This window comes from Streptomyces sp. NPDC031497 (assembly GCF_055580905.1).
In genome coordinates this window covers 189,478-203,462 of record NZ_JBVIKO010000010.1, presented here as the reverse complement: position 1 = coordinate 203,462, position 13,985 = coordinate 189,478, and the positions used below count along the sequence as shown (strand labels likewise).

11 protein-coding genes are annotated in these 13,985 nt (G+C 71.4%); 5 read left to right on the top strand and 6 right to left on the bottom strand.

What is annotated here, in order from left to right; genetic code table 11:
* Positions 1-27: 27 nt before the first annotated feature.
* Positions 28-813, top strand: a complete 786-nt coding sequence (locus ACZ5K7_RS22615; protein WP_468915547.1) for an alpha/beta fold hydrolase — start codon at positions 28-30, stop codon at positions 811-813.
* Positions 814-871: 58 nt separating this feature from the next.
* Here ACZ5K7_RS22615 and ACZ5K7_RS22610 read toward each other — a convergent pair whose 3' ends face one another.
* On the bottom strand, positions 872-1,294 hold the full coding sequence (locus ACZ5K7_RS22610; protein WP_351698676.1) for a secondary thiamine-phosphate synthase enzyme YjbQ: 423 nt from the start codon (positions 1,292-1,294) through the stop codon (positions 872-874).
* A 104-nt stretch (positions 1,295-1,398) separates the two neighbouring features.
* On the opposite strand from ACZ5K7_RS22610, the gene ACZ5K7_RS22605 reads away from it, so the two are divergent.
* Positions 1,399-2,475 (top strand): NAD(P)-binding domain-containing protein, encoded by a 1,077-nt coding sequence (locus ACZ5K7_RS22605; RefSeq protein ID WP_351698675.1) that lies wholly within the window; start codon positions 1,399-1,401, stop codon positions 2,473-2,475.
* A 108-nt stretch (positions 2,476-2,583) separates the two neighbouring features.
* Here ACZ5K7_RS22605 and mltG read toward each other — a convergent pair whose 3' ends face one another.
* Positions 2,584-3,492, bottom strand: a complete 909-nt coding sequence (gene mltG, locus ACZ5K7_RS22600) for an endolytic transglycosylase MltG (protein WP_468915545.1) — start codon at positions 3,490-3,492, stop codon at positions 2,584-2,586.
* Between the two features lie 71 nt (positions 3,493-3,563).
* Entirely contained in the window at positions 3,564-5,513 is a 1,950-nt protein-coding gene (locus ACZ5K7_RS22595) for an ABC transporter ATP-binding protein (RefSeq protein ID WP_468915544.1), read from the bottom strand.
* Positions 5,514-5,607: 94 nt separating this feature from the next.
* On the opposite strand from ACZ5K7_RS22595, the gene ACZ5K7_RS22590 reads away from it, so the two are divergent.
* A complete protein-coding gene (locus ACZ5K7_RS22590) occupies positions 5,608-6,060 on the top strand; it encodes a MarR family winged helix-turn-helix transcriptional regulator (protein WP_351698671.1) in 453 nt (150 codons plus the stop codon).
* A 58-nt stretch (positions 6,061-6,118) separates the two neighbouring features.
* On the opposite strand, the gene ACZ5K7_RS22585 is transcribed toward ACZ5K7_RS22590, so the two are convergent.
* On the bottom strand, positions 6,119-7,516 hold the full coding sequence (locus ACZ5K7_RS22585) for a cation:dicarboxylate symporter family transporter (RefSeq protein WP_468915542.1): 1,398 nt from the start codon (positions 7,514-7,516) through the stop codon (positions 6,119-6,121).
* A gap of 185 nt (positions 7,517-7,701) precedes the next feature.
* Positions 7,702-9,297, bottom strand: coding sequence for a peptide-N4-asparagine amidase (locus ACZ5K7_RS22580; protein ID WP_468915541.1), 1,596 nt, complete (start codon positions 9,295-9,297; stop codon positions 7,702-7,704).
* Between the two features lie 130 nt (positions 9,298-9,427).
* On the opposite strand from ACZ5K7_RS22580, the gene ACZ5K7_RS22575 reads away from it, so the two are divergent.
* Entirely contained in the window at positions 9,428-10,948 is a 1,521-nt protein-coding gene (locus tag ACZ5K7_RS22575) for a M1 family metallopeptidase (RefSeq protein ID WP_468915539.1), read from the top strand.
* Between the two features lie 215 nt (positions 10,949-11,163).
* Complete coding sequence (locus tag ACZ5K7_RS22570) at positions 11,164-13,155, top strand: N-acetylmuramoyl-L-alanine amidase (protein ID WP_351698663.1); 1,992 nt, start codon at positions 11,164-11,166, stop codon at positions 13,153-13,155.
* A 24-nt stretch (positions 13,156-13,179) separates the two neighbouring features.
* Here the strand turns inward: ACZ5K7_RS22570 and ACZ5K7_RS22565 are convergent, their stop codons facing one another.
* Positions 13,180-13,914: a hypothetical protein gene (locus ACZ5K7_RS22565; RefSeq protein WP_468915700.1), complete on the bottom strand. Its 735-nt coding sequence runs from the start codon at positions 13,912-13,914 to the stop codon at positions 13,180-13,182.
* Positions 13,915-13,985 lie beyond the last annotated feature (71 nt).

The window sequence follows — 13,985 nt, the reverse complement described above, 5'->3', positions numbered from 1 at the left end:
GCGCTGTCGTCCTGTCAGCATCTGCGGATGCTCACCCTGAACGATGATCTTGGCAACCTCTCCTATGTCGTCGACGGCGACGGACCGCCCGTCGTCCTCGTGCACGCCGGCGTCGCCGACCACCGTATGTGGGACGCGGTCGTGCCCGACCTGGCGAAACGGCACACCGTCATCCGGTACGACCTGCGCGGCTTCGGTGAATCCGCGCCACCGACCGGCCCGTTCAGCGAGACCGACGATCTGCGCCGTCTCCTGGACCACCTCGGCCACGAACGTGTCCGGCTCGTCGGCGCGTCCTGGGGCGGCCGCGTGGCCATGGACTTCACGCTCACCCACCCGGACCGGGTGCACTCCCTGGCGGTCTTCTCCCCGCCGTGGCGGGGATACCACTGGTCCGCGGAAATGGTCGCGTACGACGAGGCGGAAACGGCGGCCCTGGCCTCCGGCGACCTGGACGCCGCCGTCCGTATCAACCTGGACATGTGGCTGCGCGGGCCGGCTCGACGTTGGGAGGACGTCCCCGCCGGCCTGGCCGACCGACTCCGCGGCCCGCTGCGGACGTCGCTGGTGAACCAGGACGTTGTCGGGGAGCACTCCCAGGGCGCCGCGCCCGGCGACATCACCGCCGTCTCCGTTCCCACACTGGTCGGGATCGGCAAGCTCGACGTCGCCGACTTCCAGGACATCAGCCGGCGCTACGCCTCCGAGATCCCCGATGCCACCCTGGTCGAGTTCACCACGGCCGCTCACCTCATCGCACTGGACGTGCCCTCCGAACTCACCGCGCAGCTCGGCCCGTTCCTCGCCCGCTAGTGCACATCAGGGTGACGTGCGTCGCCGGTGCAGGTGACACCGGCGACACGCGCTCCGCTCATCCCAGGAAGCTCAGCCTCACCTGACGGTCGACATTGGAGATGTTGGTGTCGACCAGGCACACGGACTGCCAGGTCCCCAGTGCCAGGTGGCCGTCGATCACCGGAAGGGTGGCGTGCGGGGGCACGAGGGCCGGGAGGACATGGTCGCGCCCGTGGCCGGGGCTGCCGTGCCGGTGCTGCCAGCGGTCGTCGGCGGGAAGCAGGGTGTGCAGGGTGGCCAGCAGGTCGTCGTCGCTGCCGGAGCCGGTCTCGATGACCGCGATCCCGGCCGTCGCGTGCGGCGTGAAGACATTCAGCAGGCCGTCGCGGCCGGCCGCGGCCTCGCGCAGAAAGGCCTCGCAGTCGGCGGTCAGGTCGACGACCCGCTCGCGGGTCCCGGTGGCGACTTGGAGCACTCGTGTGGTGAAGGCATCCGGCATTCCCCCATCTTCCCCCCTCCTCGCCCGTCCACCTGCCCCGCTGGGCCGCCGACGGGGGTGACCGTGCCGGGAAGATCCCCGGCCGGCCCCCTGTTGGTACAAACGTGAACAACGTGCGCGAGGTCGAGGTAGTCGTCATCGGCGCTGGTCAGGCGGGTCTGTCCAGCGCCTATCACCTGCGGCGCACCGGTTTCGAGCCGGACCGCGACTTCGTGGTCCTGGACCGCTCCCCCGCCCCGGGCGGCGCCTGGCAGTTCCGGTGGCCGTCACTGACGTACGGCAAGGTCCACGGCATGCACGCGCTGCCGGGCATGGAGCTGACCGGAGCCGACCCGGCGCGGCCGTCCGCCGAGGTCATCGGTGGGTACTTCACGGCCTACGAGCGCACCTTCGACCTGCGGGTACGCCGGCCCGTGAACGTCCGCGCGGTCCGCGAGGGCGAGGGCGGACGGCTGCTCGTGGAGACGGACGCCGAGGACTGGTCGACGAGGGCGCTGATCAACGCCACCGGCACCTGGGACCGGCCGTTCTGGCCGCGTTACCCGGGCCAGGAGACCTTCCGCGGGCGGCAGTTGCACACCGCGCAGTACGCCGGGCCCGAGGAGTTCGCCGGGAAGAAGGTGGTGGTGGTCGGCGGCGGTGCCTCCGGCACCCAGCATCTCCTGGAACTCGCCCCGTACGCGGCCGCCACCACCTGGGTCACCCGGCGGCCGCCGGTCTTCCGCGAGGGGCCCTTCGACGAGGGCGCGGGCCGTGCCGCGGTGGCCCTGGTGGAGGAGCGGGTGCGGCAGGGGCTGCCGCCGAGGAGCGTGGTCTCGGTGACCGGGCTGCCCCTCAACGATGCCATCCGGCAGGGCCTGAGGGACGGCGTCCTGGACCGGCAGCCGATGTTCGACCGCCTCACTCCGGACGGGGTGGCATGGGACGACGGCCGGCATGTCGACGCCGACGTCATCCTCTGGGCGACCGGTTTCCGCGCCGCCCTCGACCATCTGACGCCGCTGCGGCTGCGCGAGCCGGGCGGCGGCATCCGCGTCGAGGGGACCCGGTCGGTCGTGGATCCCCGGGTCCACCTCGTGGGGTACGGCCCCTCGGCCAGCACCATCGGCGCCAACCGCGCGGGCCGCGAGGCCGTCCGCGACATCAGACGGCTGCTCGCCGGGAAGCCGGTCGCCGCGTGACACGGCGTGCGGCGTGCGGCGTGGTGATTCATGCGTCGTGCGCCACGCGTCGTGCGATACGCGTCGTGCGATACGCGAGTACGTGACGACGCGTGACGCAGCGGCGCCTCAGCTGGACGGCTGCGACACCTGCGGCGAGTGCTGGGCCTTTTTCTTCCGCTCCGCGTTGAACTCGGCGACGTTGCGCTGGTGTTCGGCGTAGTCGGCGGTGAACCGCGTGTCCCCGGGCTTGACCGTGACGAAGTACAGCCAGTTGCCCGGCGTCGGGTTCATCGCGGCACGCATGGCGTCCTCGCCCGGGTTGTCGATCGGGCTGGGCGGCAGACCCATGCGCTGGTAGGAGTTGTACGGGTTCTCGATACGGGTGTCGCCCACCGTGGTGTCGAGGGTGCTGCGGTTGAGGCCGTAGTTGAGGGTGGAGTCCATCTGCAGCGGCATGCCGCTCTGCAGCCGGTTGAGGACGACCCGGGCCACCTTCCCCATGTCCGCCTTGTTCGCCGCCTCGGCCTGGACGATGCTGGCGATGGTCACCGCCTGGTAGACGTTCATCGCGTCGCGCTGCGCACCGGCCGCGACCGGCGCCCCGCCGAACCTCTGGTTGGCGGTGTCGACCATGAACTGCAGCACGGACTGCGGGGTCGCGTCCTTCGCCAGGGGATAGGTGGCCGGGAAGAGATAGCCCTCCGGGTTGCCCTCGGCATCGCCCGGCAGCTTCAGGCCCGCGGTGCCGACGGACCCCTTGGTGCTGCCGGCGGGAAGGGCGAGCGCCTTGTCGACGGCGTCGTAGATCTGGGACGCCCGCCAGCCCTCCGGGATGACCAGGGTGGCGGACCTGGCATGCGCGCCGTGGACCAGGGACAGCAGCGGCACCGTCACGGCGGCGCCCGCCACGACGAGGCCGGCCGCACCGAGGAGGAGCCGGCCCCGGCGCGTCAGCCGGATCGCCTTCCGCCGCGTCGCCCCCGGCCGGATCTTGTTCCGTCGGACCGCGTTCCGTCGCGGAGTGTTCATCTGCATGCAGGAACGTTAGCCCGCATAGCACCACAAACCCGACATATCGTCAGCTTGTCGGCATCACGTTGCCGAGTTCACGTCGACGAGTTCACGTCGTCGGCTTCAGTTGGTCGGCGGAGTCGCCCACTGGCGCCCCGGTCGCCCCGCCGCCGCCCCGGCCGTCGCACCGTCTCCCACGGGGCCGCCTCGCCGGTTCCGGCCGACTGCTCACCCGTCGCCTCCACCGCGTCCGCCGTCTCCACCCGGGCGTCCCGGCGCACCAACGCCGCGTACCGGCCGTCGAGTTCCAGCAGTTCCTCGTGCGTGCCGCGCTCGGCCACGTGACCGGAGTCGAGGACGACGATCTGGTCCGCGCCGCGGATCGTGGACAGCCGGTGGGCGATGGTGACGGTCGTCCGGTTGGCTGACAGGGCGTCGATGGCTTCCTGGACGGCGTGTTCGGTGCGGTTGTCCAGAGCGCTGGTCGCCTCGTCGAGGAGGAGGACCGGCGGGTCGCGCAGGATGGTGCGCGCGATGGCCAGCCGCTGCTTCTCACCGCCGGAGAAGCGGTGACCGCGTTCGCCGACGACGGTGTCGTAGCCGTCGGGCAGGGCGGCGATGTGGTCGTGGATCTGGGCCGCGCGGGCGGCCGCGTGGAGTTCCTCGTCGGTGGCGTCCGGCTTGGCGAAGCGCAGGTTGTCGGCGACCGAGGCGTGGAAGAGGTACGTCTCCTGGGAGACGACGCCGACCGCGCGGGCGAGGGTGTCGAAGTCGAGGTCACGGACGTCGACGCCGTCCAGGGTGACCCGGCCGCCGGTGACGTCGTAGAGCCGGGGCACCAGGTAGCCGAGTGTGGACTTGCCGGCGCCGGTCGGGCCGACGATCGCCAGGCTGCCGCCGGCCGGGACGGTGAGGTCGATGCCGTCGAGGACGGGGCCGCTCTTGTCGTCGTAGCGGAACTCGACCTTCTCGAAGCGCACCTCGCCCTTCACCCGGTCGAGGTGGACCGGCTCGTCCCGCTCGGTGATGTCGATGGGCAGGTCGAGGTACTCGAAGATGCGCTGGAAGAGGGCGAGCGAGGTCTGGATCTGGACGCCGGTCTGCAGCAGGCTCACCGCCGGGCGGAACAGGCCCTGCTGGAGGGAGACGAAGGCGACGATGGTGCCGAGCGAGATCTGCGGGCCGCCCAGCTGGAGGGCCATGCCGGCGGTCCAGTAGATGACGGCGGGCATCGCGGCCATCACGATCGTGATCACGGCCATCCGCCAGCGGCCGGCCATGTTCGAGCGCACTTCCAGGTCGACGAGCTGCTCGGACTCGTCCGAGAAGGAGGCGGTGAGCGAGTCGGCGCGGCCCATGGTCCGGCCGAGCAGGATGCCGCTGACGGAGAGCGACTCGGTGACCGTGGCGGCCATCGCGGCCATCTGCTTCTGGCGCTGGGTGGTGATCTTCTTGCGCTCGTTGCCGACCCGGCGGCTGATCCACACGAAGGCCGGGAGCAGGACCATCGAGACGATGGTGAGCCGCCAGTCGAGGGCGATCATCGCGACGATGGTGGCGACCACGCTGGTCAGGTTGGAGACCAGGGAGGTGGCCGTCGAGGTGACGGTGGCCTGCATGCCGCCGATGTCGTTGGCTATCCGGGACTGCACCTCGCCGGTGCGGGTGCGGGTGAAGAAGGCGAGCGACATGCGCTGGAGGCGGCCGTAGACGGCGGTGCGCAGGTCGTGCATGACGCGCTGGCCGACGGTGGTGGATATCAGCGTCTGCAGGACGCCGAAGACGCTGGTGAGGACGGCGCTGAGGATCATGCCCAGCGCCAGCAGGCTGAGCAGTCCGGTGCGGCCCTGCGGGATCGCGGTGTCGAGGATCGCCTTCAGGAGGAAGGGCGTGGCGACCGAGACCAGCGAGGCGGCGCCGACCAGCAGGCCGACGATCGCGAGCCGGCCGCGGTAGGGGTGGAAGAGGGCGAGGATGCGGCGCACCTGGCGGGGCTGTCCGGCCGATGTGCCGTCGGGGGTCCAGTTGATCTCGTCTCGGGGCATGGCTCCTACGGAGGGTGCGGTGTGTACGGACTCACGGAGCATAGCTCACTGTTACCTATACTCACAATGAACATAGTCCTGATATTGTTCCCGTATGAGCACCCCCGACTCCGACGGCCCGCTCGCCGAGCAGTTGCTACGCCTCACGCGCCGGGTGTGGCGTATCCAGAAGCACCATCTGCAGGCGCGCGATCTGGGCGTCACCCCGGCTCAGTCTCGGCTGCTGCGCACCCTCGCGCACTACGAGACTCCGCCACGCATGGCCGACCTCGCCGAACGCCTCGAGGTGGTACCGCGCGCGGTGACCACGGTGGTCGACGGCCTGGAGGCGAGCGGCAAGGTGTGCCGGGTGCCGGATCCGACGAACCGCCGGGTGACCCGGATCGAGATCACCGACGAGGGGCGCGAGACCCTGCGCGAGCTGCGGGCGGCGCGGCGGTCCGCGGCCGAGGAGATCCTGGCCCCGCTGTCGGAGGAGCAGCGGGAGGTGCTGGGCGGCTTGCTGGACACGCTGGTCGACGGGCCGGCGGTCGCGAAGGGCTGCTGAGGCATGAGAAGCGGCTCCCCTCCGGCGTTCCGGAGGGGAGCCGATCCGCTTCCGCGCGTCAGCGTTCGGACACGGACTCCTTGGCCGGCACCTGTGCGGGCACCTCGGCCTCGGTGGCCGCGACGGCAGCGGACGCGACTTCGGCGGGCACGACGTCGACGGGCGCGACCTCACCGCCCAGTACCTTCTTCGCCCGCTCGACATCCAGCGCGCCCTCCCAGCGGGAGACGGCGAAGACGGCGACGCAGTTGCCGAGCAGGTTGGTGACGACGCGCATCGAGTCCATGACGCGGTCGACGCCGAGCAGCAGGGCGACCGCACCGGCCGGGATCGCCCCGAGCGAGGAGGCGGTCGCGGACAGCGCGAGGAAGGCGGAACCGGGGATGCCGGCCATGCCCTTGCTGGTGAGCATGAGCACCAGGACGACGGTGATCTGCTCGCTCAGGCTCAGGTCGACGCCCACGGCCTGGGCGATGAACAGGGTGCCGATGGAGAGGTAGAGCGAGGCACCGTCGAGGTTGAAGGAGTACCCGGTGGGCAGCACCAGGCCGACGGCGTCGTCGCGGGCGCCCGCCTTGCGCAGCTTCTGCATCACGCGCGGCAGCACGGACTCCGTGGAGGCGGTGCCCAGCGCGAGCAGCAGCTCCTCGCGGATGTAGCGGACGAACTTCCAGAGGCTGAGCCCGGTGAGCGCCTTCAGGGCGACCGCCAGCAGGGCGACGAAGACCGCGGCGGCCGCGTAGCACAGGACGATCAGCTTGGCGTAGGTCTCGATGACGCCGAGGCCGTACTGGCCGATCAGCACGGCCATCGCGCCGAAGACGGCGATCGGGGCGAGGCGCATCACGAAGCCGACGATCGCGAAGATGATCTCCTGGGCCTGCTCGATGGCCGGCAGCACCTGCGGCACCCTGGTCCGGCCGAGGTGGAGCAGGGCCGCCCCCACCAGGCAGGCCAGTACGAGCACCTGAAGCAGCGAGTTCTCCGCGAAGGCGCCTATGAAACTGGTGGGCAGGGCGTCGAGAACGAACTCCGTCGTCGACGGCAGCGAGCCGCCGCCCGTCTTGGCGTCGACCGCCTTGGCGCTCAGCGTGGCCGGATCGACGTGCATCCCCGAGCCGGGCTGGACGACGTTGGCGGCGACCAGGCCGATGACCAGGGCGAGCGTGCTCGCCACCTCGAACCAGATCAGGGCCTTGAGCCCGATCCGCCCGAAGGCCTTCAGGTCACCGGCCTTGGCGATGCCGACGACGACCACGCAGAACACCAGCGGGGAGATGATCGTCTTGATGAGCCGGGTGAAACCGTCGCCGAGCGGCTGAAGGTCCGAGGCGAAGCCGGGCCACAGCCTCCCGACGACGATTCCGAGCACGATCGCGCAGGCGACCTGCGCGAAGAGAGAGGTACGCAGCATGCGTGCGACGCGTCGCGGCAGGGACGGTACGGACTGCGGCACGGGCACTCCTGGTGGGGGTTTCGACTCGCGGAAGCCCAGCGGGACTTCCGCGACAGCGGGACTTCTGCCATACGGAAAGCGGTTTCCGTGTCGATCACTCTGGAGCCCTTCTTGATCCCGTCCGAGACCACCGTGTATCAGCCGTGTAAATCACGCGCCTGGTGACGCAGCGCACACCACTCGGCTCAGCAGCGGCTGCGATCCTCCGTCAGCACCCCCTGTTCGGTGGCCAGCGAACGGTCGTAGCACCCGCCGGACCCGTACAGCCGGTAGCGCTCGCTCGACGTACCGACCGCGTGCCGCTGGTCGCGCGGCACGTCGAGGGTGTACGTCGCGTCACCGCGGTAGGTGTCGTCCAGCCGCGACCGGCCGCCCCCGGGCCGGGTGACCGCCGCCCGGTCGCCGAGGGCGAGTTCGGTGCGCAGCCGGTTGTCCGCGCCGATGGTGATGGCACCGTTCATCGTGTACGTCCGGTGGGTGCGGGTCGTCCGGGGCGCCCCGCCCGCCTTCACCGTGACGTTCTGGTCGTCCGTCCAGGTGGCGTCCAGCGCGTCGGTCGTCTCACCGTCGTTCCAGCGGTGCGCCGAGGTGTTGGCCAGCGTCCGACTGACGGTGGTGGTCACCCGGCCGTGCGAGGTGTCGACGTATCCGGAGACGGTGAGCCGGTGGCCGGCGTCGGTGTCGACCCGGTACTCCCCCGAACCCGGCGTGTAGACGGAGGAGTTGACGAGGTCGGAGACCTTGGACCCGGTGAGCTTCCCGGTGACGTGGGCGCGGTGCGCGTCCTGCCAGACCAGCACGTTCACGGGAGCGCTCCAGCCGGTCTGCCCCTCGGGGACACCGACGACGGAGACCTCGACCTGGTGCGGGCGGCCGTCGTCGAGGATCCCGGCGAACGGCGTCAGGTCGTATTCGATCGGCTTGACGTCGAAGGCGCGAGGGCCTGGAACGACGTACCAGAGGAAGGGGTTGGACCAGCCGCCGGTCCACACGTTCGGGAACGGCGCAGCTATTCCGGCCAGTCGGCCGTCGACCTTGATCTGCACCTCCCGGTAGGGCCCCTTGTCCGCCTTGCAGGAGTACGACGCCGGGTCGGCGACCGTCAGATACCAGAACTCCTCGCAGCCGCCGCCGGATCCGGTGGCGTACACCTCGGCGACGATGCGCTCGCTGTTGCGCGGGGTGGTGAGGGTGATGCCGCCGTCCAGGGTCAGCACCTGGTCGGGAACCGTGGCCTGCGGGCGTCCCGCGTAGAAGGTGAGCGTGACCTTGACGTCGATGACGCCGGTGTAGGTGTCGTCGACGACGTTGCCGATGAGCATCTCGACGTCCTGGGTGCCGCGGAAGGTGTCGCTGTAGCGGGTGACGTCCTTCTGCACGTGCCACTCGATGCCGTCCGGCGAGGGCTCAGGGGTGGAGGTACGCAGCACCTCGACGCCTCCGACGTGCAGATAGCCGAGCCGGTCGTACTGACGGCCCTTCACCTTGCCGTCGAGCCGCAGCACCACCTTGCTCCAGCGGTCGCCGCAGCCCTGGGGCGGCGCATAGGTGCCCCGGTACGGCGTGAAGTCGCGGAACTGGGCCTCGGCCAGGGTGACTTGGCAGGACTTGGCGCCCTTGGGCACGGACACCGGCGGGGCCGCGGTCACCGGGTCGTGCCAGTCGGTGCCGAACTCGGCCGGGACGTCGGCGGCCACGGCGGCGGGGGCACCCGTACCGAGGAGCGCGCTCGCCAGGAGGGTCACCCCGGCGAGCATGGACATGATGATCCGTCTTCTCATGGCCGGTGTTCTACGGGGAGTTGACCACCCGCCGCAATGAGGAGACCGGCCGACCGCTCCATGACCCGCACGGACGCACACCATCGGGACTTATGATGCTATAAGCGGATCTTGCTGACACAGTGCTCCCATGGAGATCACGACCGCTCGCGTCCGTCGCATGGCCCTCGCCCTCGCCCTCGGCGGTGCCGTCGCCCTCACCTGCGACGCCGTGCTCGCCGGCCTCCCGCACCGGGGTCACGGCTCCCCCGCCCCCGGCCCCTCGGCCGCCGCCTCCGACCCGGCCCCGGCGCCCGGCGCTCCGGGCATCGGCGACCCGCTGATGCCGCTGGACGGCAACGGCGGCTACACGGTGCGCCGTTACACCCTCGACTTCGACTGGCAGGCGCCCGGGACGCCGTTCGAGGCCGGCGCCACCGTCAGCGCCACCGCCACCCAGGCCCTGTCCCGCTTCGACCTGGACTTCGCGGGCAACACCCTGCACAAGGTCACCGTCGACGGCGCACCGGCCACCGCCGTACGGGACGGCGACGAACTCGTCGTCACGCCCGCGCGGCCGATCCCGCGCGGCCGCGCCTTCGCCGTCCGCGTCACCTACACCGCCGACCCCACCCAGCGCCGGCGGCGCGGCGACGCGATCCGGGAGTACGGCTGGGTGCCCACCGCCGACGGCACCCTGCTCTGCGCGCAGCCCGACGGCGCCAAGCTGGTCTTCCCGGTGGACGACCACCCCAGCCTGCGGGCGCCGGTCACCTTCCGCATCACCACCCCCGCGGGGCTCCGCGCGGTGGCCAACGGCCGGCTGGTCGACCGTGCCCAGCGGCCGGGCGGACGCGTGCGCTGGACGTACGACTCCGAGGAGCCCATCGCGGCCCAGCTGATCCAGGTGGCGATCGGGAAGTTCACGGTCGTCGACCGCGCGGGCCCGCGCGGCCTGCCCGTCCGGGACGTGGTGCCGGACGGCCTGGTCGCGGACACCGAGGCCGGCCGCGCGCTCACCCCGGAACACCTCGCCTGGCTGGAACGGCGGCTCGGCCCGTACCCGTTCCGCCGCTACGGGGTACTGGTCGGGGACACCGATCTGCCGGTGGCGCTGGAGACGCAGTCGCTGTCCCTCGTACCCAAGGACGACCTGCTGGGCGACCGGGTCGACGCCGAACGCAATCTCGTCCACGAGCTGACCCACCACTGGACCGGGGACAGCGTCGCCCTCCGGCGGTGGTCCGACCTGTGGCTGAGTGAGGGTCACGCCCGGTTCTACGAGCGGCTGTACTCCGACGAACACGGCGGCGTGAGCATGGAGGACGCCATGCGGGCGGCCTACGAGCAGCACGACCAGTGGCGGCACGACGACGGGGCGCCCGCCGAGCCGACGGAGCCGACGCTGTTCAAGGTGATGCGGTACGACGGCTCGGCGCTGGTGCTGTACGCCCTGCGGCAGAAGGTCGGTGACGAAACGTTCGACCGGATCGAGCGCACCTGGGTGACCAGGTACCGGGGCCGCGCGGCCGGCACCAAGGACTTCGTCGCGCTCGCCTCCGAGGTCGCGGGCGAGGATCTGACGCCCTTTCTGACGCCCTGGCTGTACGGGCCGGACACCCCGCCCATGCCCGGCCATCCCGACTGGCAGGTGGACCCGGTCGAGGACTGAGTCCGGGACGGTGGGCGGCCGTCCTTCGGACGCCGATCCACTGCCGCCGACCGGGTGGCCTCTGCCGGACCGCTGGTCCACCCGGTTGACGTTCGGCGCGCCGTGCCGCGCCGGACACGGAAACGTACGAGGGGTGACGTTAAGGGCGATCCCTTTGCCCTGGTTGCGACGAGCGTGGTTGGAGACCCTCAGCAAGCGGTTGGAGACCCTCCGGTATGAGAAGAACTGTCGCCCCACGTGTGCCCGCCGCCCTGCGGACCTGCCGGCTGACGGCCTGTCTGCTCGCGACGGCCGCGCTGCTGCCACCGCTGCTGATCCTCCCGGCGTCGGGCGCCGACGAGGCGGAGGACCAGCGCCTGCAGAACGCCTTCGCCGATGCCGCCCGCGAGTTCCACGTGCCACGCAGTGTGCTCCTGAGCGTGTCCTACATGCAGTCGCGCTGGGACTCCCACCCGGGCACCCCCAGCGTCGCGGGCGGCTACGGGCCGATGCACCTGGTGGAGACCGGCGGCGGCCACGTCCCCGCACCGGCCGCCGCACCGGCGGGGCCGGACGGCCGCGGGAACAGTTCCCCCGCGGGGACGGGGTCCGCCTCGGGCGGGCACGCCGTGCAGCCGGCGGACCTGGAACGCGCCGCCCGGCTGCTCAAGGCCCCGCCCACGGAGCTGCGGACGGACGCCGTCACCAACGTACGCGGCGGCGCGGCCCTGCTGGCCGCCGCGCAACGGCATCTCGGCAAGCCGCTCAGCGAGGACCCGGAGGACTGGTGGCAGGCGGTGGAACGTTTCCCCGGCACCCGTGACGTCACCTCGGCCAAGACCTACGCCGACGACGTCTTCGCCCTGATCCGCCGGGGGGCGCACCGCACCACCGCCGAAGGCCAGGAGGTCACGCTCCCCGCCTCCCCCGGCGTCCGCGCGCACCCCGGCCCGCAGGTCCCGCACCGGCCCAAGGAGGTCGAGTGCCCTCGGGAGCTGGCCTGCGACTGGCTCGCCGCGCCCTACGAGGAGATCGACGAGGACGGCGACTACGGCAACCACGACCTGGCCGACCGGCCCCGGGACCAGAAGATCGAGTACATCGTCATCCACGACACCGAGTCGACACTGCCGAACATGTTCCAGACCGTGCAGGACCCGACCGAGGCATCCTGGCACTACTCGATCCGCTCCAGCGACGGCCACGTCACCCAGCACGTCAGGACCAAGGACGAGGCCTGGCACTCGGGCAGCAAGTTCGTCAACGGCCGTTCGATCGGCATCGAACACGAGGGGTTCCTCGCCCATCCCGGCACCTGGTACACGGAGCAGATGTACCGGTCCTCGGCCCGCCTGGTGCGCTTCCTGGCGAAGAAGTACGGCGTCCCGATGGACCGGCAGCACATCTTCGGCCACGACAACGTGCCGGCCCCGACCGGCGACAGCATCCCCGAGATGCACGAGGACCCCGGGCCCTTCTGGGACTGGCAGCACTACTTCGACCTGCTCGGCGCGCCGTTGAAGGCCACGGCCGGACCGGACAGCGACATGGTGATGATCCTGCCGGACTACGCCACCCACAAACCGCGGTACACCGGGTGCGAGGGCGACGGGAAGCGGTGCCAGCCGCACGGCTCCAGCGCCGTCCGCCTGCACACCCAGCCGGCCGACGACGCCCCGCTGATCCAGGACCCGGGCCGCAGGCCGGACGGCGACGAGTCCACCGAGGACGTCAGCGACCTCGGTTCGCGCGTCTCCACCGGCCAGACGTTCGCCGTCGCCGACCGCAGCGGCGAGTGGACGGCGATCTGGTTCCAGGGCAACAAGGCCTGGTTCAAGAACCCCAAGGACCACCCGACGGCCGTCGGTGCCGGCGGTCGCATGGTGACACCCAAGGAGGGCCTGGACGAGATCCCGGTGTACGGGCGCGCCCTGCCGGAGGAGGAGGCCTACCCGGAGGGAATGGAGGAGGAGACCGACTCGCCGCTCCCGTACAGCCTCCGGGCGGGCCAGCGCTATGTGACACAGTCCGGCGTCGACAGTTCCTATGTCGACAGGTCGACCTTCTCCGGCACGCCCCAGCCCGTGGTACTGGGCCAGGAGAGGTACTACGAGATCCAGTTCGGTCACCGGCTCGCCTATGTCCGGGCCAACGACGTGGACCTGGTGCACGCGAGCACCGGCTCGGCGGGGGCGCCCGAGCAGCAGCCCGGCCCGGCCGGCCGGTGACCCCGCGCGGCACCCGGGGGCTCGTCAGGCCAGCAGGTCCGCCCGGTCCCCCATCACCACGACGGGATCACGGTCCGGGTCGAGCGTGCGGAGCAGGAACCGCATGGCCTCCCCGGAGAGGCTGACGCAGGCCGAGGTGCCGCTGCCGTGGTCGAGGTGCAGCCAGATGCCGCCGCCCCGCTCGGCACCCCAGGGGCGGGTGACGTCGTGCGGCGGTGCGCCCCGCAGCCGGTTGTAGTCGATGGCGATGACGTAGTCGAAGTCGTGCTGGTGCGCCGAGTCCCAGTAGTACGGGGGCGCGTAGGCGTCCACGTCGTGGGCGTAGGAGAGCCGGGTGCCCGGGTCTGGGAGCACACCGCCCGCGTCGGTAAGGGTGAACACGCCGACCGGACTGCGTCCGTCGCCCGCGTGGTGGTCGGTGGTCCAGCCGTTCCGCCCGTTGTGGGCGGGCCAACTGCCCACCGGGTGCCAGCCGTCGCCCCGCAGGCTGTACAGCACGACCGTGGCGTCGGCCGACTCCTCGCCCTCGCCGTACACCGCCAGGACCTGGCTGGAGCCGGCGGGGATCTCCGCGTGCAGCCGCTCGCCGACGCCGGGCAGCGCGGTCGGATCGCCTACGGGGACCGCCGGCCTCGGCTGCGCGGCCCGGCCCGGCCCGGCGGCTCCGCCGGGCGTCCCCGGTACGCCGTTCTTCGCGCCGCCGCCGCTCTCCGGTCCCCCGCAGGCACTGAGGGCCATCAGGACGGTTCCGAGGGCCATCGCCGTCACGGCGGTCGCGCGCCGAACGCTCTTGATCTGCACCCGGCCATCCTGGCATCACATATGCAACT